This window comes from Dyella sp. (assembly GCF_036384435.1).
Classification (GTDB): domain Bacteria; phylum Pseudomonadota; class Gammaproteobacteria; order Xanthomonadales; family Rhodanobacteraceae; genus GSA-30.
In genome coordinates, this window is the sequence record NZ_DASVMI010000112.1 from 1 (window position 1) to 21,093 (window position 21,093).

Below are 21,093 nucleotides of genomic sequence, written 5' to 3' on the forward strand. Positions count from 1 at the left end.
AACTGGCCTTCGATCTCGCGGGTGAGATCGCCTTCCTTTCGCAGGTGCAGCGACTTGCGACGCAACTGGTCGATGGCGCGGCGTTTGGCGGTCGTCATCAGCCAGGCCCCGGGTTGCTCGGGAATACCCGTGGTCGGCCACTGCTCGAGTGCAGTGACCATCGCGTCATGCGCCAGTTCCTCGGCCAAGCTGACGTCGCCCGTCATGCGCGCGAGGGTGGCGATGAGCCGGGGCGATTCGATACGCCATAGCGCATCGAGGCTGCGATGGATGTCCGTCGATGCGCTCATGGCGAACGATCACAGCAGGTCGCCATGGATGACGCAAGGCCATCCATGGCGACGCCAGGTCCACAGGGTCAGGCTCGGGTATCGCAGTTGACCATCCACGACACGCCGTAGCGATCATCGATCTGGCCATAGCGTTCGGACCAGGAGGTCTTGGCCAGGGGCATCGGGATGGCCGTGGCCTGCTCCGAGAGCGCGTCGAACAGCTTTTCGGCCTGGGCCACGTCAGCGGTATTGATACAGATCGAGAAGCCTTTATAACCTTCGAACGTATAGGGGCCGCCAACGTCCGAACCCATCAGCAGGCAATCGCCCACCTTCAGGCGCACATGGGCGACTCGCCTGCCGTTGATCTCGTCGATACCGGCGCATTCGGGCATGTCGGCGTAGCGGATCAGTGCCTCGATCTTGCCGTCCAGGCAACGCGCATAGAACTGGAATGCTTCTTCGCAGTTGCCATCGAACATCACATAGCTGTTGACGATCATGGTGGTCTCCTTCGTTGTCATGGCTGGTTGGCGATCCGCGCGCGCAGGCGTAGTTCCCGTTCGCGCAGTTCCGGGGTGGATGCCGCGCCGAAGTCACCGGCCTCGTAGACCGGCCGAATCTCGATTTCTGGTTCGCCTTCAAGTGGGTGGGGGCAGCGCTTGACCCATTCGATGGCTTCCTCGAGGGAACTGGCCTGGATCAGCCAGAATCCAGCGATCAATTCCCTGATCTCGGCGAACGGCCCATCCAGGACGGTGCGCTGCGTTGCATGCAAGCGCACGCGTGCGCCCTGGGCGCTGGGCTTGAGACCTTCGGCGGCGAGTAGCACGCCAGCGCGCACAAGTTCCTCGTTGTACCGATTCATATCGGCCAACAAGGCCTGGCTTGGCAATACCCCGGCCTCGGTCCGGGCGTCGGCCTTGATCATCAGCATGAAGCGCATGTCCTGTCCTCTGGATGGCGGTGGGAGCGAGCCTTTTGTGCCCGCCTCAAAGGGACGACGAACGGGGAGGGGCGAGATCGACGAGGTCTGGCCAGCTTTTTGGTAGCCATGGGTCGATGCGGGCAGCGGCTCCAGGTTTTGTGATCAGGATGCACGACCGGGCGATTCCCAGGTGGCACGGCAGTTGCTGTCGCTTATAGTTCACCTTTGCCTATGGGGAGCCTCGTGGCTTTCCTCGACGATTTACCCTGGGACTCATGGCGACACAGCGCAACGCACGACCGTTTCAACAGATGGATCTTCTGGGTGGTTCCGGTGGTGAGCCCGCGCAGATTCATCGCCTGTTCTTCGCACTGGTGCCGGACGACGTGTTGCGCCAGCGCTTTGCCAGGGCTGCTGATGTACTGCGTGGCGACCAGACGATCCGCGCCCGTTGGGTAGTGCCGGCACGCTATCACGCCACCTTGCACTTTCTCGGTGACTTCCCGCAGTGGCGGCAGGATGTCGCCGATGCGGCCAAAGCGGCGGCCGATAAGGTCGGTCCTCGCAGCTTCGACTGGACACTCGACTATCTGGCCGGCTTCCGGGGGCGGCAGCCGCCATGTGTGCTTCGCGGTACCGAGGTGCCGGTCGACCTGGTTCGCCTTTGGCAGGATTTGCGCGAGGCACTGATTCGTGCCGGAGCCGGCAGTCACATTGGGGGCGGCAATTTTACGCCGCATGTCACGCTCGGCTACAGCCATGGCACCGTTCCCGACATCGCACAGATCGAGCCGATACTTTGGCGCGTGAAGGGCTATGCATTGATCCACAGCATCGTCGGCGAACATGAGTACCGTGTGCTGGGCCGATGGGGCGCGATTGAGCAGTGAGCTTGCCGTGTCCGAAAGGCCGTGCCATCGGCCTTTCTCTCACTTCTCATTCCTGCTCTCTCACGCCTGACAAAGACGTTGTCGACAAAATCCAGCATTCATTAAAGAAGTAAACGTTTCCGCTTCTGGCGGGCTTGTTGATGCAGGTGCACAATCGCGCTGAGACCATACCCGGAGTGTCTTATGCGTTCTTCCCTGTTGTTCGCGCTGGCCTTCTCATGCCTGGCAGCGCCGCTTTACGCCCAGACACCCACGGCGCTCCCGCCCACCACGCCCTCTTCGTTGGCCGATGCGCTCAACGACCCGGCGCGTGGCACTGACCGAGCCGATGATGATCGGCGCAAGATCGCCGATATCATGGCTTTCGCGCAGGTCCGGCCTGGTCAGAAGATCATGGAGCTGATACCTGGCAAAGGGTATTTCACGCGCGTGTTCAGTGCCGTAGTGGGGGTGACCGGGCATGTGTACCTGGTATGGCCTGACGAATATGCCAAGGAAGATGCCGAGGGCCTCGCGGCATCGCGTAGCCTGCTGACCGATACGCACTATGGCAACGTCAGCGTATTGAACCAGCCGGCCGCTCAGTTGAGCAGTCCCGAACTGGTCGATCTCGTGTTCACCTCGCAAAACTACCACGATTATCCAGACCCCTTCATGGGCAAGGTCGACCTGGCCAAGTTCAATAAGCAGGTGTTTGCCGCGCTCAAGCCTGGTGGTCTGTTCGTGATCATTGATCATGCCGCGCCGGCAGGCTCGGGCATGCAAGATACCGATACGTTGCATCGCATCGATCCGGCGATCGTGCGCAAGCAAGTGGAAGCGGCTGGTTTCATCTTCGACGGCCAGAGCGGTGCGTTGCGTAATCTTGACGACAAGCACACTTTAAAGGTGTTCGATAAATCCATACGCGGTCATACCGATCAGTTCATTTATCGTTTCCGTAAGCCCGCCTGAGGCGTCATGTCGCCGCCGGATCGCAGGAGCGGCGACTTTTCCAGGCCATGTATTCGTGACCCATGATCGTGCTGACAATCTGATTGGTGATCCCCGTCCGCTCGCGCCGGTCGAGCCTGATGCCGGCGATTGCTGCGGCGAGGGATGCGTACCTTGCATCTTCGATATTTACGAAGACGCGCTGGTCGCCTATCGCCGTGACCTGTCACGATGGCGGCGGCGCCACCCGGATCGCGAAGGAGCGCATGATGCCGGTACTGGCAATCCTTGAGAAAGGCCCCATGTCGGGGTCCTCACGTTCGAGGACGTCGCATGATTGCTTTTTCCGTACTGGACCTGGCCCCGATCACCGAGGGTAGCAACGCCACCGAGGCTTTTTCACGCAGCCTGGACCTGGCACGGCTGGCCGAACGTTTGGGTTACCGGCGTTACTGGCTGGCCGAGCACCACAACATGCCGGGTATAGCCAGCGCGGCGACATCGGTGCTGATCGGCTACATAGCAGGCGGCACTTCTTCGATCAGGGTCGGTGCCGGCGGCATCATGCTGCCCAATCACTCGCCATTACAGGTGGCTGAGCAGTTTGGCACGCTTGCGTCGATCTACCCGGGACGTATCGATCTTGGGCTGGGACGCGCGCCCGGCACGGATCATGCGACGGCACGGGCCTTACGGCGCTATTTTGATAGCGCTGATCAGTTTCCCCAGGATGTAGGCGAGCTATTGGCGTATTTCGAACCCGCCACGCCCGGCCAGCCGGTGCGTGCGGTGCCTGGAGCTGGTGTGCAGGTGCCGGTCTGGCTGCTGGGGTCGAGCCTGTTCAGCGCCCGTCTGTCGGCGGCCCTGGGCCTGCCGTTTGCCTTTGCCTCGCATTTCGCACCGGATGCCATGGACGAAGCGTTAGCGATCTACCGCCGCGATTTTCGTCCCTCCCAGCGCCTGGCGCAGCCGCATGCGATGCTCGGCATCAACGTGGTTGCCGCGCAAAGCGACGCGCAGGCGCAGCGCCTGTTTACCACCCAGCAGCAGAGTTTCATCAACCTGCGTCGCGGAAACCCTGGCCTGATTCCCGCGCCTATCGACGATATCGAGTCATATTGGACTCCGACCGAAAAGTTTGGTGTGGAGCATGCCCTGGCCTGCGCGGTCGTGGGTAGCGAAGCGACCGTGCGCGAGGGCTTGTCAGCGTTTATTTCGCGCCACCAACCGGATGAGTTGATGATCACGACCAATATATTCGACCACGCGGAGCGTTGCCGATCCTATGAGATCGCGGCGCGCGTGAGAGACGTGTTAGCCCAATGAGATTCAATGGGCGAATGCCCTGATTCGTGAAGGATTTTATGGCTATCTCGTGATAGCTTTTAAAAGGAACGTTGGCCGGTTGGTATCCAGGGAGGATATCGACCGTAATCTGGCCTGATGAATAGCCAGCACTGGCTGGCCGGTTTAGGTTGCCACGTAGCTGAGCGGTCTCCACCATGATCGCCTCATTATGTTCTTGATGACCATCACAAGCATGGTGAATGCCGCGTCACATTGCTAAATGGGACCGGCAATTTTGCAATACTTCCTATAGTTGTATGCATTTTTTGCCTTTCATATCCATGTTTTGGAAGGGAGGGCGAGATCTTGGAAAGAAGCGTTTACGCCATGGAAGCATATATATACGAAGACCAGGCGCGGAAGGCCTGCAAGCTGCGTATCTCCGAAGCCCACGGGACACCCGGTGGTTGCTTTTATTGCAATGTGTCGTTCAAGCCGTTGATCGACGAGGAGGAGCAGGTCTTCGCCGATAGTGACGAGAAGGCCATCGCACTGTCGTTCAAGTTTCTTCGCCTGCTCGCGTTCGGCCTTCACGTGGAGGACGAGCACGGCAACCCGGTGACCATCCAGGCGGCCGATGGACGCTATATGTAGATCGGCTCCGGCGGCGCGAAGTGCCGATGCAGGTCCTGACGGCATCGGGCCAACTGGGGAGGGGTGAAGCGGCCGGCGCCTTCGTTTTCAATCACGATCTGGGGATCGATGAAGTGGCTTTCGCCCATCAGGGTGATCATGGCTGACAGGTTGGCAGCATGGAGCACCTGGCTCATCGGCAGCGTGGCACTGCCGCGTTCGGCTAGTGCCTCAAGCACATGGGGAGGCAGGTCCCAATAACGAGCCGCTTGCAGGGTGAGTTCAGAGGCAATGCGTGCCGCACTGGCGATGAATTGCGGGGTATAACTATTGAGTGAGCCGCTCAGCTCCTTATCCAGCGCGCGTGCCACCGCGCCAATGCCTGTATTGCTGACCAGGCCGGCCAAATGCGCTTCGAACGGATCACACAGGCCCTTGCTCAAATAAGCCGCTGCATGTGCGCAGCGCTCGGCGTGATCCCACAGTCGCTGCCCGGCGACCTGGCCGAACATGCCAGCACTGGCCAGGAGGATGGGCTTCATGACGTGCATGGATACGACCTGACGCAGCCCGACCTGTCCGAGCAGGACGATAGCGTGCTGGAGGCTGGTGATCGGCTGCACCGCGCGATACGCGACGCTGCCGATGACGCGCATCACTTCGCCGACCAGCACCGGATCGCGGCCAATCAGCTCGGCCAGTTTGGCACCATTGATGTCGTCATTCTTCAGGGCACGCAACAACTGGGGCAACACAGTGGGCATGCGCGGCAGTGTGCGCACGTCGTAGCGGTCCCCGCCGCAGATGTCGTCCAGGCGCTGCAAGGCCTGTTGTTCCTGGGGGCTCGGTGCGACGTCGGCCGATGAGGGCAGGCTGAAGACGAAGCGAAAGAATTTGTCCTCGACGTAACTGGCCGATACGGCATCGGATGGCTCGCCAGGTTCGGTCACGGGGAGGGCCGGATGCGCGGTGACGGCGGTTGTTGGCCGTGGCCGCGCAGGCGTTGTCGCCTGCCTGCTTCCGAATAGACTTGCCCAGAACCCCATCGCCACACCCTCTTCAGTTCCCCGATGTATCGGCTGGAGCGCGAGAAAATGTAGGTTTCATCACATTTTTGCGCTGCGTTGCAACAGCCACTGCGCAGCGCCCTGACCGGCCATCAGGCCACTGGCCAGGCAGGCCGTCAGCAGGTAACCGCCCGTGGGGGCCTCCCAGTCAAGCATTTCGCCAGCGCAAAAGACACCCGGCAAGCGGTCCAACATAAGTTGCGCGTCCTGTGCCTCCAGCCGAATGCCGCCTGCGCTGCTGATCGTTTCGGCCAGCGGGCGCGGTTGCAACAGGCGCAAGGGCAGGCGCTTGATCGTTGCCGCCAGTTGCCCAGCGTCGCCGAGCCGGGATTTTTCCAGCACTTCATGCAATAGCGCCGCTTTGGCACCATCGATGCCCGCCTGGCGGCGCAAGTGCTCGGCAAGGCTGCGCTTGGCACGCGGCCGTGACAGGTCGCCAGTCAGACGTTCCTGTGATCGATCCGGTGCCAGGTCCAGCATCAGCATGGCATGGCCATCGCGGGCGATACGATCGCGCAGGTCCGGAGCAAGGGTATAGATCAGGCTGCCTTCGATGCCGGTCGCTGTGATGACACACTCGCCCTGGCGTGCATGCGCCATGCCGTGGAGATCCTGCCAGTGGGCAACAACCGGCTTGAGCGGCGAGCCGGCATATCGGCCGGACAAGTAAGTGCTCCAGCCGATGTCAAAACCACAATTGGCTGGCTTGAGCGGGGTCATGTCCACGCCACGTTCGGCCAGCCAGGGCTGCCACGCGCCATCGGAACCCAGTTGCGGCCAACTGCCGCCGCCGAGTGCGAGCACCGTGGCATCGGCGGCGATGGCCTGTTCGCCTTCGGGCGTGATCATGCGCAGCCGGTCCTGGCTGTCCCAGCCAACCCAGCGATGATGCACATGAAAGCGAACCCCCTGTTCGCGCAGGCGATGCACCCAACTGCGAAGCAAGGGCGCGGCTTTCATATCCGCAGGAAACACGCGTCCGGAACTGCCCACGAAGGTGTCGATGCCCAGTCCATGCACCCAGGCACGCAGGGCGTCGGCATCGAAGTGCTCCAGCCACCGGGCGATCTCCCGCGCACGAGGACCGTAACGCCTGATGAAATCGGGCTTGGGCTCACCGTGGGTGATGTTCATGCCGCCCTTGCCGGCCAGCAGGAATTTTCTTCCCACGGAGCCTTTACCCTCGAATATGTCCACCTGCACGCCTGCCGCGCACGCTGCTTCGGCAGCCATCAGGCCGGCGGGACCTGCGCCGATCACGGCGAGCTTGGGGGGGATGACGGACATGAAGGGTACGATGGGTCGCTGGGCCACCGATTATCGCGCTTGCCAGTCCATCAGGCGAGGCGGTTAACGGGCGCCCCGCCTGATGCCATCAATGTTCGTTGACCTGGAGGTTGTGCATAAGGAGATCGAGCTTGGTCTTCATCGCATCCTGCCCACGCGAGCCTTCAGCGCCATAAGAGGCGGTATACAACACGGAAGGCTTTGCCTCGGCTGAAGTCTGCTCGGGCGTGCCGCCGACCATGCTGATGTAAGTCATGTCGTCTTCATTGTACGCAGAGCCATCGGAGGGGTGATTGCGGTGCAGCACTTTCTTCCAGTAGTTCTGGTAGCTGTTGTCCAGATCCTCGGAAGGTGCGACGTGGCGGTTCACGCGTACGATTTCATCATTGTCGACATTGGCCTTGACCATGACATCGGATACGTCCCATACCACCTTGCCGGCATCCTTGAAATACGAGAAGCCCAGCAGCAACTGGCTGTCCTTGTCAATCTTCTGAAGGTCCGGCGTGTAACCGAAGCTCACGCGTCGCGAGTGGTATTTGAAGTCGTGGGCGTAGTCGAAGCCGATGTCGATGTGCTCCAGCGGGGCAGGCAGGAGCGGCTTCTGTTGCAGGTAATCCTTCCATTGGGCCAGGGTGCCCGAGTAGGACACATCGAAGAAGTCGGTGATCTTGCGCAGGTCCTGGATGTTGGTATGCAATTCGTTGGGATGCGACGACCGGATCATCAGCACGTAGCCATCGGGTACCGGCAGCGCGAACGTCACTAGTTGCGCATCCTGATAAGCCAGCGGCCAAATACGGACTTGCCAGGTGCGCTGGTAGCTATCGACAAAGCGTGAATCCTCCGTGGGCTTGCCCAGGGAGGTGATCTTGACCTTGTCCGAGCCGACGCTGCGCCGCATGGGCATGCCCTTGAGTACCAGGTCCATCATCAGCTTCGGATCGGCGTAGAGCTGGCCTAGCGCCACGTCGTCGGGCTTGCGCACGTGTACCAGCGCCTCGTTGCCAAGTACGGCGCTGGTGATGAAGCCATTGTTGCTCAGTGTTTCCTTGCGAATATTGCGCTTGGCCACGGACCATACGCCGTTGCTGCCGCGAACGATCAGCGACGGAAACGGATCGACGTCGGAGCTGCTGTGCAGCAGCTCATTGGAGCCATTGCCGTTGGGAAACAGGTTGTCACTATTGTCCTTGAGCAAGGCGTCAAGCTGCCCGTCGGCGAATGTATTGAATCGTGCTTGGTAGGTGGCCGTGAAATCCTTGAAGCTCTGGGGCAGGGCAAATTGCGTCTTGAAGTTACCTGTGTGCGTACTGTCGAGTACGTCAAGCTGATAGGTCACGCGCGTGTCGGCTTCGGCGACGTTATCTGCCGCCTTGAGGATGAAGTCGATGGGCAACGCGTAATTGAGGTTCTCGCCGGGCGACTTCATCAGCACGATGCCGATAAGCTTGCCGTTCTTGTCCAGCAGCGGCCCGCCGCTGTTGCCCGGTGATGCGGCTGCGGAAAAGCGCATCCATTTCCAGCGACCGTCCTGTTCCTCGGGTGTGTTGGAGGTGTACAGGCCATCGCGGATCACTACGCCGGTGCCCAGGGCATTGCCCACCGCATACACCACGTCGTTGAGATCGGGTGATGTGTTTGCCTCTAGCGGTGCCGTATCGGGTGCGTCCTTGAGCGTGAATACGACGAAATCCTTCTCGCGAGAGAATTTCACGATCTTGTCGAGGGCATAGACTTTGCCGTTGGCATCGCGCAGGGCCGGTTCACCCATCAGACTGCCCATGCCGGCGTCGAACACATGAGCGGCCGTGGCATAGCGATGATTGCCCAGCGCAAAGGCCGTGCCAATGGAATAGAACTTGTCGTTGCGAAACTGGAATGGCAATTGGTCCAGTGGCAACGGCTTTTCGTATGTGAGGGGGTCATTGACTGGCTTGGGGATAACCACTTCGAAAGTGGCCGCCTGCACCTTGGGCAATACCGCCGGATCCAACGTCGCCGCATGCGCATGGACACCCATGGCCAGCGCAAGACCCATCCATGGCGCAATCCGGCGCGCCAACCCTTTGCCTGCCTGCTTCATCGTTCCTTGTCCCCTAAGAAAAAAGCAGCGAATGATTCTCGTGGGCATGTTGCCCGGCGCCGAGTGTAGCCAAGCTGGCGTCCGGCGGGGATAGCCCATCCGTCCCGGCATGACGTCGCGAAAATCTGCGCCGATCAGGGCCCAGAACAGTTCGATGCCGGACCGCCGACGGAGACCTGGCGCACCGTATAACGCCCGGATCGCCCATCGGGTATGGTCACGGTCGCTGGCAGCACTTCAAGGGTGACCGTCTGTCCCGGCGCCGGGCGCACCAACCCTGCCGGCCAGTCCAGCGCATAGGCCATGCGTGAATCGCAAGGGTGAAACACTGGCACGCCATTCTCGTTGGTGACATGGCCGTCGCGGTAGGCTGGCGGGGTGATCGGGCTATACGTCCCGGCAAGAGTATGACCGCCGCGACAGAAATAGCTCAGGTCCAGGCGGTTGTCATCGTCACCGGGACGCAGCTCCAGCTGTCCCCGTCCCGCGTGGCTCAGTCGCAGGCTGGCGCCGGCGCTCCATGCGTCCAGTGGAACCTTCAGGTCCTGGCCGTCCCGCTGGGCCTGTGCGGTGAAACGGCAGCCCCCGCGTCGATCCAGGCTTTCCACGGCGATCCAGTAGCCATCCCCTCGCAGCCCGACATCCAGCCATTGGTCCTGGAGGCGATACATGCCGGTAAATCCCGCCGGATCGGGTGGCATGGCCGGCGCGGTCGGGCTGTCGGGATGGCAGCCGCCCAACAGCGTGGCTGCGAGCAGGCATGGAAAGGCGAAACGCAAACGCATCCTTGGGGCCTTGAGGGGATGTGATCCTATGTGCGTGCCTAGCATGACATGTCGTGATCGGCGGGGTGTGCTGGGCGCCAAAATCCCCACTGCGTTATTGGCGCCGCTAAAATGACGGTTTTTCTCCTGCCTGGACTTGTGGCGTGACCGCTGCTGCCTTTCCCATCACCGATGTCGCGCTGGAAGCCCTGTTTGTTCCCTTCCAAGCTGGCGTGTTGCGCATGCCAGTTGATGGGGGGGTGATGTTCCTGCGCGCACGTGATGGTTTCGCGTTGCGCGAGAATATGAGGCCAGGCTGGCGTGCCGAGCAGAGCTTCAAACCTTTCGCCATGGCGCTGGAGCGCAGCGGCCTGCGTATGGGCATGGTCGATGCGCAGGATCGCTTCGCGCTGGTGCTGATATTGCCGCCGCGTCAGCGCGAGGAAGCGCGTGCCTTATTCGCGCGTGCGCTGAGTCTGCTGGCGCCAGGAGGGCGCATCGTCGCCAGCGTCCCCAATGCCGAGGGCGCACGCTCCAGCCAGGCGGATCTCGAGAGCCTGGCTGGTACCGTGGGGAGCTTGTCCAAGCATAAGTGCCGGGTCTTCTGGACCGTGCCCGAAGCGATGACCACCGATGCTTCGACATGTATGCGCTGGTTGTCACTGGATTCGCCGCGCCTCAACGATGCCGGCTATCTCAGCCGGCCCGGGCTGTTTGCCTGGGATCGCATCGATGTGGCATCGGCATTGCTCGCGTCGCACCTGCCTGCGGACCTGACAGGTCGCGCGGCTGACCTGGGAGCCGGGTATGGATACCTTTCCGCGCAATTGCTGCGACGGTGCCCAGGGCTGGTGTCGCTCGATGCGTTCGAGGCCGAGCTGCGTGCACGAGAGCCGGCGCAAGGCAACCTGGATGCCGCGTTACAGGCGCGCGATGACGCTCCGGCGGTACGTTGGCATTGGCATGACGTGACCGAGGGCCTGCCAGGGCGCTATGACGTGATTGTCAGCAATCCGCCATTCCACCAGGGCAGGGCGGACCTGCCGGAGCTGGGCCGCGCGTTCATCCATGCTGCTGCCGGTGCCCTGGAGCCGGCAGGGTGTTTCTGGATGGTTGCCAATCGCCATCTTCCCTATGAGGCCGCATTGGCCGATCGATTCAGCGAGGTACGGCAGGTCGTGTTGCAGGATGGATTCAAGGTGATCGAAGCGCGCGGGGTACGCCGATGAAACTGGTCAAGCTGATTGCCAATCTCGGCTACGGTAGCCGCAAGGAAGTGGCCTGGATGTTTCGCGAAGGACGCATCACCGATGCCGATGGCGATGTGCTGTATGCCGATGACAAAGTCGAGCATGCGCATATTCGTATCGATGGCGAGCCGCTGGATCCGCCGGCCGGATTGGTATTGATGATGAACAAGCCCTTGGGTGCCACCTGTTCGCGCAAGGATCCAGGGCGGGTGGTGTATGACCTGTTGCCACCACGATATCGTGTACGCGAGCCCGCATTGTCGACAGTGGGGCGACTGGACCGCGACACCTCGGGCCTGTTGCTGTTCACCGATGACGGGAGCCTGCTGCACCGGATCATTTCGCCTCGCGCCGAAGTGACCAAGGTCTATGAGGCGATGTTGGCGCAGGACCTGCGCGGCGACGAGGGCGAACTGTTCGCCGGCGGTCACATGATGCTCGAATCGGAGACCACGCCGCTGGCACCGGCGCAGTTGGAAGTTCTCGGACCCAGGCACGCGCGGCTGACCGTGACCGAAGGGCGCTATCACCAGGTACGGCGCATGTTCGCGGCCACCGGAAACCATGTGGAGAGCCTGCATCGGGTGGCCATGGGCAGCCTGACCCTGGAGGCTTTGTCGCCCGGGGCGTGGCAGCCTCTGGACGCCGCGGATGTCGCACGGATTTTCCAGGGTACGGCAACCGGCTGATTCATCGTTGGCGCTACACTCGGCGCCTCAATGCCCAGGGGTTCGTTCGCATGACCAAGCGTTACACGTCACTTTCGCTCGCTCTTGGCCTGGTGCTGGCCGGATTGGCCGTATCGGCCACTGCGGCCGACAAACCATCCGCCAATGGCGCTTTCGTGCAACTGGCCGATCATTACTTCGACGATTTCTATTTCCCCAACCAGCCCAGCGCGGCCACATCTGCGGGCTTGCATCAATACGACGGCAAGTTGGAGGACTATTCGCGCAAGGGTGTGCAGGACACCGTCAAGGCGCTGAAAGGGTGGGAGGCAAAATTCGCCGCGATCGACGCCGCCACGCTTGGCGAAACCGAACGCGGTGACCTGGAGCTGGTGCTGGCCAACATCCGTGGCCGTTTGTTGATGCTCGAACAGGTGCGTTGGTGGGAAACCAATGCAGATAATTACTCCAGCGGCATCACCGGCAGCGCCTTCACGTTGATGGCGCGCAAGTTCGCATCGTCCGATGAGCGATTGAAAGCGTTGGTGGCGCGCGAGAAGGCCATGCCGCACGTACTGGTCGAAGCGCGCAAGAACCTGAAGAATCCGCCGAAGATCTATACCGAGATCGCGTTGGAGCAATTGCCTGGACTGGAGGATTTTTTCGCCAAGGACGTACCCTCGGCGTTTGCGGATGTTACCGATACCGGATTGAAAGACGAGTTTGCCAAGACCAATGGCGCGGTGATCCAGTCTCTGAAAGATTATGAGCAATGGCTCAGGAATGATCTATTGCCGCGTTCGCACGGCAGTTTCCCGATTGGTGCCGATGCGTTCCGCAAGAAGTTGGCCTATGACGAAATGGTCGACACGCCACTGGATAAACTGGTGGCTATCGACATGGAAGACATGCGTGCCAACCAACGTGAGTTTGCCAGGGTCGCCAGGGAGCTCGATCCGAAGAAGACGCCGGAGCAGGTGTTGGCCGACCTGGGGGCCGATCATCCGGACCGCGCGCACCTGCTCGACACGTTTCGCGGTACCTTCGCCAAGCTGCTCGATTTCATCCAGTCGCATCACATCGTGACGATTCCCTCGCAGGTACAGCCGATTCTCGAGGAAACGCCGCCGTTCATGCGCGCGACCACGTTCGCGTCCATGGATACACCCGGGCCATTCGAGAAGGTTGCCAAGGAAGCCTATTTCAACGTCACGCTGCCCGAGCCGTCATGGAGCAAACAGCAGACCGACGAGTTCATGGCGCAGTTCAGCTATCCGGTGATCAACAATGTGGCCGTGCATGAGGCCTACCCGGGGCATTACGTGCAGTTCCTGTGGATGCACGACATCCATGATCGTGTGCGCCAGTTGCTGGGTTCGTCCAGCAATGCGGAGGGTTGGGCTCATTACAGCGAGCAGATGATGCTTGATGAGGGTCTGGCCCAGGCCATGTACCCGGACGACGTGACGCAACAGAAGAAGCTCAAGCTGGGGCAATTGCAGGATGCCTTGCTGCGCAATGCCCGTTTCATCGTCGGCATCAAGATGCATACCGGGCAGATGAGTTTCGACCAGGCGGTAGATTTCTTCGTCAAGGAAGGCTACCAGTCGCATGCGGTTGGCGTGGTCGAAGCCAAGCGTGGTACCTCCGATCCGACCTATCTCTACTACACCTTGGGCAAGTTGCAGATCCTGAAACTGCGTCAGGACGTCATGGCCCGGCAGGGTAAGGCGTTCAATCTCCAGCAGTTCCACGACGATTTCATGAAGCAGGGCTTTGCGCCGATCAAGATCGTGCGCCGCGCCATGCTGCATGACGATTCGCCCACGCTGTGACGCCTTGGGAGTGCACCGGGCGGCCTTATATCCTTATCCATGCAAACCCTGGTCTTCGATAACAGTTTCATCCGTGACCTGCCCGGCGACGCCGAGGCAGGTCCACGTGCACGCCAGGTCGAACGCGCGCTGCATTCGGCCGTTACGCCAACTGCTGCCAGTGCACCGCGCGTCGTGGCTTGGTCGCGCGAGGTGGCCACAACGCTGGGGCTGGCACCCGGAGACGTCGCCAGCGCGTCGTTCGCCGAAGTGTTCGGAGGTAATGCGTTGCTGCCGGGCATGCAGGCCTGGGCTACCAATTACGGCGGGCATCAGTTCGGTGTATGGGCCGGGCAGCTTGGCGACGGACGAGCCATTTCGCTGGGCGAAGTCATCGCCGATTCTGGTCGCTGGGAATTACAGCTCAAGGGAGCCGGGCGTACCCCGTACTCGCGAGGTGCCGATGGTCGTGCCGTGTTGCGATCATCGGTGCGCGAATTCCTGTGCAGCGAGGCCATGCATCACCTGGGTGTACCGACCACGCGTGCGCTCAGCCTGGTTGCAACAGGCGATACGGTAGAGCGCGATATGTTCTACGACGGCCACCCGCGCGATGAACCGGGTGCGATCGTGTGCCGTGTGGCTCCTTCGTTCATCCGGTTCGGGCATTTCGAGCTCCCTGCGTCGCGCGGTGACGTGGCACTGTTGCGGCAACTGGTGGATTTCACCATTCGACGTGATTTTCCGAGCATCGAGGGTGAGGGCCAGGCGCGTTATGCCCAATGGTTCCGGCAGGTTTGCGAGCGCACGGCGCTGTTGATGGCGCACTGGATGCGCGTGGGCTTCGTGCATGGCGTGATGAATACCGACAACATGTCGATCCTCGGCTTGACGATCGACTACGGCCCGTACGGTTGGCTCGAAGATTTCGATCCGGACTGGACGCCCAATACCACGGATGCGTCGCGACGCCGTTATCGTTACGGCCGGCAACCGAATGTCGCCTGGTGGAACCTGAGTCGGCTGGCTGGTGCGCTCTCGCCCCTGTTCGATGGCACCGAGGCCTTGCAGGCGGGCCTCGATCAGTATGTCGCTGTATTCCATTCATGCGACCGCGAGCATATGGCGGCCAAGCTGGGGCTGGCGACGTATCGCGACGAAGATACTGCCATGGTGCAGTCGTTGCACACGTTGCTGCACCAGGCCGAGGTGGATATGACGCTGTTCTTTCGTGGCCTGTCGGAGATCGACCTGCAGGCGCCTTCGCTAGATGCGGTGCGCGAGGCCTTCTATGACGAAGGCAAGCTGGCGGCGTTTGAACCGGCGTTCCTTGACTGGCTGGCGCAATATGCCGCGCGCGTCGGCCTGGATGACTTGCCTGGCGCCTTGCGACGGGATCGGATGCGTGCAGCGAATCCGCGTTATGTCTTACGCAATTACCTCGCACAGGAAGCGATCGATCTGGCTGAGCGGGGCGACGCATCCGGAATCGACACCCTGCTCGACGTGTTGCGTCGTCCCTATGACGACCAGCCTGGCATGGAACGGTTTGCGCGGCGCCGCCCGGAGTGGGCACGGGTAAGGGCAGGTTGCTCGATGTTGTCGTGCAGTTCATGACAGCCAGCGTGATGGCACCGCGCGACAGCGCCGATGCCACAGGTGCAGTTTGATGCGATGGCTGTTGTTGCCTGGCGTGTTGTGGACTGCGCCCAACACCTTGCTGGGCGGTCTGGCGGGTATCGTATCGCTGGCGCTAGGTGCGCGGGTGCAATGGCAGCCGGCACACCATGCCTGGGTCTTTCGTCGCGTTCCCTGGGGCGCTGGTGGCGCGATCACGCTTGGCAACGTGATTCTCTACACGGGCGAGGAGCTCGACACGCCGTGTCATACCTATCGCCACCGCGCGGGCCTGGCGCGGGATCCGGTTATCTCGTTGGGGCTGCATGAGCGTGCGCACGTCTATCAGTATCTGCTGCTCGGCCCGCTATTCCTGCCTTTGTATTTCCTCTGTGGCGGCGTCAGCGTGCGCAATCGCTTCGAGCGTGCAGCCGATCGTTACGCCCTGACCGGGCGCGGCTGGTGGCCGTGGAGCACGGAACGACAAACACCGCCGTGAGGCGGCGTTTGCGAGGGGTTACTGACCGGACGATTGTGGCTGCGGGCGCGATGGACGCCCGCCACCCTGGGGGCCACCCTGCCCCGGCGATGGACGATTGCCTCCCGGGCCTTGCCCCGGTCCAGGGCGATTGCCGCCCGGCGGCGGGCGATGATCGCCGCCACCTGGATTAGGCCGTGGCCCGTTGCCGGGGTTGGGGCGTGGCCCGTTGCCAGGATTGGGGCGTCCCGGCGGTGGACGATGGTCGCCACCGGGCGGGCGTGGTGGTGGACGATGTCCCCAGCCGGGCTGAGGGCGTGGCGGCGGCCGGTGGATCGGAGGGCGCGGCGGCGGCCGGTGGATCGGAGGGCGCGGCGGCGGCCGGGGGGCGATAGGCCGGTGATACCAGTAATTGCGTTCGCGATAGAACGGGCGGTTGGCGTAGTAGTTGCCCCAATAGGTGCCGATCACGAAGCTGACGATCGGCAGTCCGATGCGCGGGCCATAGTCCTCCACCACCACTGTCTGCTGCTGGTAGGTGTATTGCAGGTAGCCTGCCGCGATCCAGCCGCGATCCGGCCCGACGATCACGTCGCACCATCCGTAGCCCTCGGTACACCCCTGGATGTCTACGCGCATGCCGGCCGGCACGGTGTTGATGCGCGGATAGGCGGTGTCCGGGCCGGCCCGCAGGTTGACGTTGGCGACCACGACGCCTTCGGCGGCCCGGGCCAGCACCGGCATGGCGATCAAGAAGGCAAGCAACACTCCGGCAACGCGTTTCATCGGACGGCTCCCATGACGAGGGTCGAGACCAGATATCTACGATCACTTTGATCCTGACCCGTGCACCTTGCAAGCCCGCTAAAAAGCCACGCGCTCCTGCTCCAATGCAGGTTGTGTCAGTTGTTGCTGTACTTCGTTGATCGAGGCACGGATGCGCGCCGAGAACACCGAGTCCTCATGGTGGATCAGCACCAGTCGATCGGTGGCGCGCGTCATGGCGACATACAGCAGGCGCGCCTCCTCCGCCTCGCTCTTGCCGGGCTTAGGCAACGAACCGAGCCCGGGGATGATCACGAGCGGGAATTCCAGGCCCTTGCTCGAGTGCATGGTGACCAGCTTGACGCTGTCCTCGACCAGGAACAGAGAGCTCTTGCCATTGCTGTCGGCCAGGCGTGAGGGGATCTGGGCCCTTTTCAATGCTTCGTGCAGCTTTTCGCCTTCCCACATATTGCGGAAGATGACGGCCATGTCCGAATAACCGCGTCCCTGTTCGTGTTCTTCGCGTAACTGGGCAATGATGGCATCGAGCTGATCGGCCGCGCGCTCGACGCGAATGAGCTCGGGGATGGGGCCGCGCCGGCCGGCACTCTCCGGGGCGATCAACGGCACGCCATCTTCTTCGCCCACGTGCTCATCGAGCAATTCATGCGCGAAACGGCGGGCGACGGAGAGGATCTCCATCGTGTTGCGGTAGTTGATGCGCAGGATCGTGGTGCGCCCCTGGGCCTGCACGCCGACGCTCTTCCAGGTGAACTTGGGTCGATCGATCTTGCCGTAGATATTCTGCGCATCGTCGTAGAGCACCAGCAACGAATTGGTATCCGGATCGACCATCTGCACGATCAACCGGTACCACTCCGGTTCGAAGTCGTGCCCTTCGTCGATCAGCACGGCACCGTACTGGAAGCGTGGAATCTGTCCGCGTTCGACGCCGGCCATGACGCGTTCGATCATGCCTTCGAAGTCGTCGTGGCGTGAAGGGAGTTCCACATGATAGGCGGTGAGCATCTTCCGGCACCACTTGTGGAAGTTGTACACCTGCACCTTGTCGCCCAGGCCACGCTCGCCCATCAACTGATCCAGCCGCGCGGCCAGCGTCTTGTTATAGCAAAGCACCAGGATGGGCTTGCCCAGGGTGCGCGCCAGGTGCACGGCCCGATAGCCCAGGATCATGGTCTTGCCCGAGCCGGCCACGCCATGAATGATGCGATGTTCGTCGCCGATCGAGCGCGCCAATTGCTCCTGCTGCTGGTCCATGACCTTGATCAGGTCGGGAATGCGCACCGGCAGTGAACTCTCTCCGCCCGCCGACTGGGCGAACAGGCCGAACTGCCCCTCGCCCGGCTCCACCCGCAATTCGGGAAACAGGTGCCAGCGCACGCGGTCGATCTGCGGCAACGTCAGGGCCACGGGGAACACCTGCTGGAACATCGCCCAGAGCTGTTCCTGGAACGCTTCGACGTCGGCCGTCTCATACATCTCGTCGCGGCAGATGGCCAGGTGCGAAGGAATGACCTCACCCAGCAGGGCTTCGTCAAACTGCTTGCGGCTGATGTTGGACAACACCATGCCCCAGGCCCACGGCATCACCAGTTTGCCTTCGTGACGATGGCCGGGCGGGTGGCGTAAGGCGGGGTCACGTTCAAGCACCACGCCCACTTCCAGGGCATAGGCCCTGGCCTGCAACAGGGGATTGGCCACCTTGGTCATGCCGCGATCAGTCACCAGGGTGAACTGGGTGCGATCGGCATGCCGCACGGTATCGGCTTTCCAATCCTTCACTTCCAGCACCAGCAGGCCGCGGCGCGGATGGAACACGACGAAGTCAGGCTGGCGTTGTTTCAAGCCGATCGGTACGTCGTACCAGATGAGGTAGTCGTCCTCGAGTTTCTGCTCCAGGCGCTCGGAAAAGCGCTTTTCGCCTCCGGTCATCCGCGACAGGCAGCTATTTCGGCTAGGTATCAGTTTTGCCATCCGTGCCTCTCGCGGAACCTTGTCGGCCGTGTCTGGTCGATCTTAGAGCCTGTGCGGGGCTTGGAGTAGTCCGGCGGCCAGGGTGGCGTCTACTTAAAGTTCCTGCGACGGCGGCCGATAGCGCCACAAGGGTCCATATCACACGAGACCCGCCGGGTAAAAATCAAAAGCTATGTCCATCGACCTGGCGTCCGTTGCCATCCTGGGCGCATTACAAGCCAGTTTCCTGGCCGTGCTGCTGTTGGTGGCGACGCGCAGCTATGCGGGGGTCGCCCAGGCCAGCTTGCGCATTCGTGGCTGGGCATCACTGCTGGAAGCCGCCGGCTGGTGGCTGCTGGGCATGCGAGGCATGCTGGGCGACTGGTGGGCGATTGGCCTGGCCAATGGCCTGGTCATCGTGTCCTATGCCATGACAGTGCGAGCCATGCGCATGTTGTTGGGCGCGCCCTCGCGCCAACGCATCATCGTGGTGGTCAGTCTTACCTGCTGGCTAGTGATCCTCTGGTACGCCATGGTCCAGCCCGATTACCTGGCTCGCGTGCTGTGGGCATCCATCGTGGTCGCCCTGGACGTGGCACTGCTGATTCGACCGCTGGCCAGATGCCTGCGAGCGAAGGGCTCCATTGCCGAGCGGATCATGCTGGGTGTCTTGCTGATGTCGGCCAGCCTGCTGGCATGGCGCATCGTCGACCTGCTGTTCGGCCGGGCGCCTCCCGGCAATATCCTGGACCGCACGTTCGTCAACACGGTCTACATGATGCTGACCTCGATGCAGCCGACTTTCACAAGCATCGGTTTCCTGCTGATGTACAACGAGGCGATGCAGGCCGATCTCAAACGGGTCGCGCGAATCGACCCCCTTACCGGTGTGGCCAATCGGCTGGCTCTGGCCGAACTGGCCAGGGGCGTGTTCGATCGTGCCGCGCGAGGCGACGAACCATTCGCGGTGCTGATGCTCGATGCCGATCATTTCAAGCGCATCAACGATCGCTTCGGGCACGACGGTGGAGACAAGGTGCTGCTGACCCTGGTCGACAGCATCCGGGCGTGTCTTGGACGCAAGGAAGTGATTGGTCGCGTTGGCGGCGAGGAGTTTGTCGTGTTGTCACCGCAGACTACGCTGAAAGCTGCCCAGGAGCTGGCCGAGCGCATTCGTGTCGCGGTCGAGCATGCGCAGTTGTGGATCGAAGGCGAGGTGCAGTCGCTGACCGTATCCATCGGCGTCACGCTGTCGCGTGCCCAGGACAGCGATTTCGAGACGGTGTTGCGCCGCGCCGACCAGGCGCTCTATGCCGCCAAGCGGGCAGGGCGCAACCGGGTGATGAGTTCGCCCACCGAGCCGCCGGGTCAGTGAGCCAGGGCGCTTACGCGTCGGCGACACGTATCTTGCTACGCTCTGGGTTCGTCACCCACGCCGTGAGACCATGCATCCCCTGGGCATCCACACCATTGATACCGGCTTTGTCCGGACACACTTCGACGCCGCGTATCTTGTCGTGGAAGGCAACCGCGCAGCATTCATCGACTGCGGCACCAACCATTCGCTGCCCAGGCTGCTTGCTGCGCTGGAAAACGCAGGCCTTCAGCCTGAGGACGTCGACTGGCTGATTCTTACCCACGTGCACCTGGATCATGCCGGTGGCGCGGGCGAGCTGATGGCGCAATTGCCCCATGCCAGACTGGTCGTGCATCCGCGCGGTGCGCGCCACATGATAGATCCGTCGCAGTTGTGGGCCGGTGCCAGTGCGGTATACGGCGAACAGACCATGCAACGCGAGTACGGTCGCCTGCGTCCGGTCCCGGTCGAGCGGGTCATCGAATCAGCCGATGGATACCGGATCGACCTGGCTGGCCGCACGCTGGAGTGCCTGGAGACACCGGGGCACGCCCGGCATCACCAGGCCATCCATGATCACAAGGCGAACGTGATCTTCACGGGTGATACGTTCGGGCTGTCGTATCGCGATTTCGACAACGCGGCCGGCCCGTTCATCGTACCGACCACCACGCCGGTGCAATTCGATCCGCAAGCTTTGCATGCCTCCATCAGGCGCCTGGTGGCGCTGGAACCCGTGGCGATGTACTTGACCCATTACGGTCGCGTGGATCCGGTGGAGAAGCTCGCCCAGGACCTGCACGAGCAGATCGATGCCATGGTGGCCATCGCGCAGGGCGCGAAGGATGCACCCGATCGCCATGGGTTCATCAAGGAGGGGCTTACTGCCCTGTACCTGGAGCGCGCACATCTGCATGGCTGGCAGGGCTCGCGTGACGAGTTGCTGGTGCTGTTGGGCATGGACGTGGAGCTCAACGCCCAGGGCCTTGGCGTATGGCTGGATCACGCCAAAGCCTGATTCGA

Annotated in this window: 21 protein-coding genes; 12 read left to right on the forward strand and 9 right to left on the reverse strand. The window is 61.9% G+C overall.

Annotated features, from left to right (window positions below):
- From VF436_RS11035 to VF436_RS11045, 3 genes are all read right to left on the reverse strand, one after another.
- Positions 1–290 (reverse strand): sigma factor (locus VF436_RS11035; RefSeq protein WP_330904075.1); only part of this gene is annotated, 290 nt, incomplete at its 3' end.
- Between the two features lie 68 nt (positions 291–358).
- The gene (locus tag VF436_RS11040) at positions 359–775 is read right to left on the reverse strand and encodes a VOC family protein (protein WP_330904076.1); all 417 of its coding nucleotides are present in this window, start codon (positions 773–775) and stop codon (positions 359–361) included.
- A 17-nt stretch (positions 776–792) separates the two neighbouring features.
- Positions 793–1,218 (reverse strand): YciI family protein, encoded by a 426-nt coding sequence (locus VF436_RS11045; protein WP_330904077.1) that lies wholly within the window; start codon positions 1,216–1,218, stop codon positions 793–795.
- 257 nt (positions 1,219–1,475) lie between these two features.
- Here VF436_RS11045 and VF436_RS11050 point away from each other — a divergent pair, with 257 nt between their 5' ends.
- From VF436_RS11050 to VF436_RS11070, 5 genes are all read left to right on the forward strand, one after another.
- Entirely contained in the window at positions 1,476–2,090 is a 615-nt protein-coding gene (locus VF436_RS11050; protein ID WP_330904078.1) for a 2'-5' RNA ligase family protein, read from the forward strand.
- Positions 2,091–2,273: 183 nt separating this feature from the next.
- On the forward strand, positions 2,274–3,044 hold the full coding sequence (locus VF436_RS11055) for a methyltransferase (protein ID WP_330904079.1): 771 nt from the start codon (positions 2,274–2,276) through the stop codon (positions 3,042–3,044).
- Positions 3,045–3,099: 55 nt separating this feature from the next.
- Positions 3,100–3,315, forward strand: a complete 216-nt coding sequence (locus tag VF436_RS11060; RefSeq protein ID WP_330904080.1) for an oxidoreductase-like domain-containing protein — start codon at positions 3,100–3,102, stop codon at positions 3,313–3,315.
- A gap of 41 nt (positions 3,316–3,356) precedes the next feature.
- A complete protein-coding gene (locus VF436_RS11065; RefSeq protein ID WP_330904081.1) occupies positions 3,357–4,349 on the forward strand; it encodes an LLM class flavin-dependent oxidoreductase in 993 nt (330 codons plus the stop codon).
- A 348-nt stretch (positions 4,350–4,697) separates the two neighbouring features.
- Positions 4,698–4,964 (forward strand): hypothetical protein, encoded by a 267-nt coding sequence (locus tag VF436_RS11070; protein ID WP_330904082.1) that lies wholly within the window; start codon positions 4,698–4,700, stop codon positions 4,962–4,964.
- On the opposite strand, the gene VF436_RS11075 is transcribed toward VF436_RS11070, so the two are convergent.
- From VF436_RS11075 to VF436_RS11090, 4 genes are all read right to left on the reverse strand, one after another.
- The gene (locus tag VF436_RS11075) at positions 4,955–5,893 is read right to left on the reverse strand and encodes an HDOD domain-containing protein (protein ID WP_330904083.1); all 939 of its coding nucleotides are present in this window, start codon (positions 5,891–5,893) and stop codon (positions 4,955–4,957) included. The genes VF436_RS11070 and VF436_RS11075 overlap by 10 nt on opposite strands.
- Positions 5,894–6,049: 156 nt before the next feature.
- On the reverse strand, positions 6,050–7,297 hold the full coding sequence (locus VF436_RS11080; protein ID WP_330904084.1) for a TIGR03862 family flavoprotein: 1,248 nt from the start codon (positions 7,295–7,297) through the stop codon (positions 6,050–6,052).
- Between the two features lie 88 nt (positions 7,298–7,385).
- The gene (locus VF436_RS11085; protein ID WP_330904085.1) at positions 7,386–9,383 is read right to left on the reverse strand and encodes a S1 family peptidase; all 1,998 of its coding nucleotides are present in this window, start codon (positions 9,381–9,383) and stop codon (positions 7,386–7,388) included.
- A 134-nt stretch (positions 9,384–9,517) separates the two neighbouring features.
- The gene (locus VF436_RS11090) at positions 9,518–10,168 is read right to left on the reverse strand and encodes a hypothetical protein (protein WP_330904086.1); all 651 of its coding nucleotides are present in this window, start codon (positions 10,166–10,168) and stop codon (positions 9,518–9,520) included.
- A 143-nt stretch (positions 10,169–10,311) separates the two neighbouring features.
- Between VF436_RS11090 and VF436_RS11095 the strand changes: the two genes are divergently transcribed.
- Genes VF436_RS11095 through VF436_RS11115 form a run of 5 tightly spaced genes read left to right on the forward strand, consistent with a single transcriptional unit; the run spans position 10,312 to position 15,995 of the window.
- Positions 10,312–11,376: a class I SAM-dependent methyltransferase gene (locus tag VF436_RS11095; RefSeq protein WP_330904087.1), complete on the forward strand. Its 1,065-nt coding sequence runs from the start codon at positions 10,312–10,314 to the stop codon at positions 11,374–11,376.
- Positions 11,373–12,086, forward strand: a complete 714-nt coding sequence (locus VF436_RS11100; RefSeq protein ID WP_330904088.1) for a pseudouridine synthase — start codon at positions 11,373–11,375, stop codon at positions 12,084–12,086. The genes VF436_RS11095 and VF436_RS11100 overlap by 4 nt, the downstream gene beginning before the upstream one ends.
- A 50-nt stretch (positions 12,087–12,136) precedes the next feature.
- Positions 12,137–13,900, forward strand: a complete 1,764-nt coding sequence (locus VF436_RS11105; RefSeq protein WP_330904089.1) for a DUF885 domain-containing protein — start codon at positions 12,137–12,139, stop codon at positions 13,898–13,900.
- A gap of 39 nt (positions 13,901–13,939) precedes the next feature.
- A complete protein-coding gene (locus VF436_RS11110) occupies positions 13,940–15,496 on the forward strand; it encodes a protein adenylyltransferase SelO (RefSeq protein WP_330904090.1) in 1,557 nt (518 codons plus the stop codon).
- Between the two features lie 52 nt (positions 15,497–15,548).
- On the forward strand, positions 15,549–15,995 hold the full coding sequence (locus VF436_RS11115; RefSeq protein ID WP_330904091.1) for a hypothetical protein: 447 nt from the start codon (positions 15,549–15,551) through the stop codon (positions 15,993–15,995).
- A gap of 18 nt (positions 15,996–16,013) precedes the next feature.
- Here VF436_RS11115 and VF436_RS11120 read toward each other — a convergent pair whose 3' ends face one another.
- Together VF436_RS11120 and VF436_RS11125 are read right to left on the reverse strand one after the other, a co-directional pair.
- The gene (locus tag VF436_RS11120; protein WP_330904092.1) at positions 16,014–16,760 is read right to left on the reverse strand and encodes an SH3 domain-containing protein; all 747 of its coding nucleotides are present in this window, start codon (positions 16,758–16,760) and stop codon (positions 16,014–16,016) included.
- A gap of 78 nt (positions 16,761–16,838) precedes the next feature.
- Positions 16,839–18,734, reverse strand: a complete 1,896-nt coding sequence (locus tag VF436_RS11125; protein ID WP_330904093.1) for a 3'-5' exonuclease — start codon at positions 18,732–18,734, stop codon at positions 16,839–16,841.
- Between the two features lie 172 nt (positions 18,735–18,906).
- On the opposite strand from VF436_RS11125, the gene VF436_RS11130 reads away from it, so the two are divergent.
- Both VF436_RS11130 and VF436_RS11135 read left to right on the forward strand, forming a co-directional pair.
- Entirely contained in the window at positions 18,907–20,088 is a 1,182-nt protein-coding gene (locus VF436_RS11130) for a GGDEF domain-containing protein (RefSeq protein ID WP_330904094.1), read from the forward strand.
- A gap of 70 nt (positions 20,089–20,158) precedes the next feature.
- Positions 20,159–21,088, forward strand: a complete 930-nt coding sequence (locus VF436_RS11135) for an MBL fold metallo-hydrolase (protein WP_330904095.1) — start codon at positions 20,159–20,161, stop codon at positions 21,086–21,088.
- Positions 21,089–21,093: the final 5 nt, after the last annotated feature.

Bases quoted from the DNA above. Each gene is read 5' to 3' on its own strand.
- VF436_RS11040 (WP_330904076.1), bottom strand. From the start codon at position 775: ATGATCGTCAACAGCTATGTGATGTTCGATGGCAACTGCGAAGAAGCA.
- VF436_RS11045 (WP_330904077.1), bottom strand. From the start codon at position 1,218: ATGCGCTTCATGCTGATGATCAAGGCCGACGCCCGGACCGAGGCCGGG.
- VF436_RS11050 (WP_330904078.1), top strand. From the start codon at position 1,476: ATGGCGACACAGCGCAACGCACGACCGTTTCAACAGATGGATCTTCTG.
- VF436_RS11055 (WP_330904079.1), top strand. From the start codon at position 2,274: ATGCGTTCTTCCCTGTTGTTCGCGCTGGCCTTCTCATGCCTGGCAGCG.
- VF436_RS11065 (WP_330904081.1), top strand. From the start codon at position 3,357: ATGATTGCTTTTTCCGTACTGGACCTGGCCCCGATCACCGAGGGTAGC.
- VF436_RS11070 (WP_330904082.1), top strand. From the start codon at position 4,698: ATGGAAGCATATATATACGAAGACCAGGCGCGGAAGGCCTGCAAGCTG.
- VF436_RS11080 (WP_330904084.1), bottom strand. From the start codon at position 7,297: ATGTCCGTCATCCCCCCCAAGCTCGCCGTGATCGGCGCAGGTCCCGCC.
- VF436_RS11085 (WP_330904085.1), bottom strand. From the start codon at position 9,383: ATGAAGCAGGCAGGCAAAGGGTTGGCGCGCCGGATTGCGCCATGGATG.
- VF436_RS11090 (WP_330904086.1), bottom strand. From the start codon at position 10,168: ATGCGTTTGCGTTTCGCCTTTCCATGCCTGCTCGCAGCCACGCTGTTG.
- VF436_RS11100 (WP_330904088.1), top strand. From the start codon at position 11,373: ATGAAACTGGTCAAGCTGATTGCCAATCTCGGCTACGGTAGCCGCAAG.
- VF436_RS11105 (WP_330904089.1), top strand. From the start codon at position 12,137: ATGACCAAGCGTTACACGTCACTTTCGCTCGCTCTTGGCCTGGTGCTG.
- VF436_RS11110 (WP_330904090.1), top strand. From the start codon at position 13,940: ATGCAAACCCTGGTCTTCGATAACAGTTTCATCCGTGACCTGCCCGGC.
- VF436_RS11115 (WP_330904091.1), top strand. From the start codon at position 15,549: ATGCGATGGCTGTTGTTGCCTGGCGTGTTGTGGACTGCGCCCAACACC.
- VF436_RS11120 (WP_330904092.1), bottom strand. From the start codon at position 16,760: ATGAAACGCGTTGCCGGAGTGTTGCTTGCCTTCTTGATCGCCATGCCG.
- VF436_RS11125 (WP_330904093.1), bottom strand. From the start codon at position 18,734: ATGGCAAAACTGATACCTAGCCGAAATAGCTGCCTGTCGCGGATGACC.
- VF436_RS11130 (WP_330904094.1), top strand. From the start codon at position 18,907: ATGTCCATCGACCTGGCGTCCGTTGCCATCCTGGGCGCATTACAAGCC.
- VF436_RS11135 (WP_330904095.1), top strand. From the start codon at position 20,159: ATGCATCCCCTGGGCATCCACACCATTGATACCGGCTTTGTCCGGACA.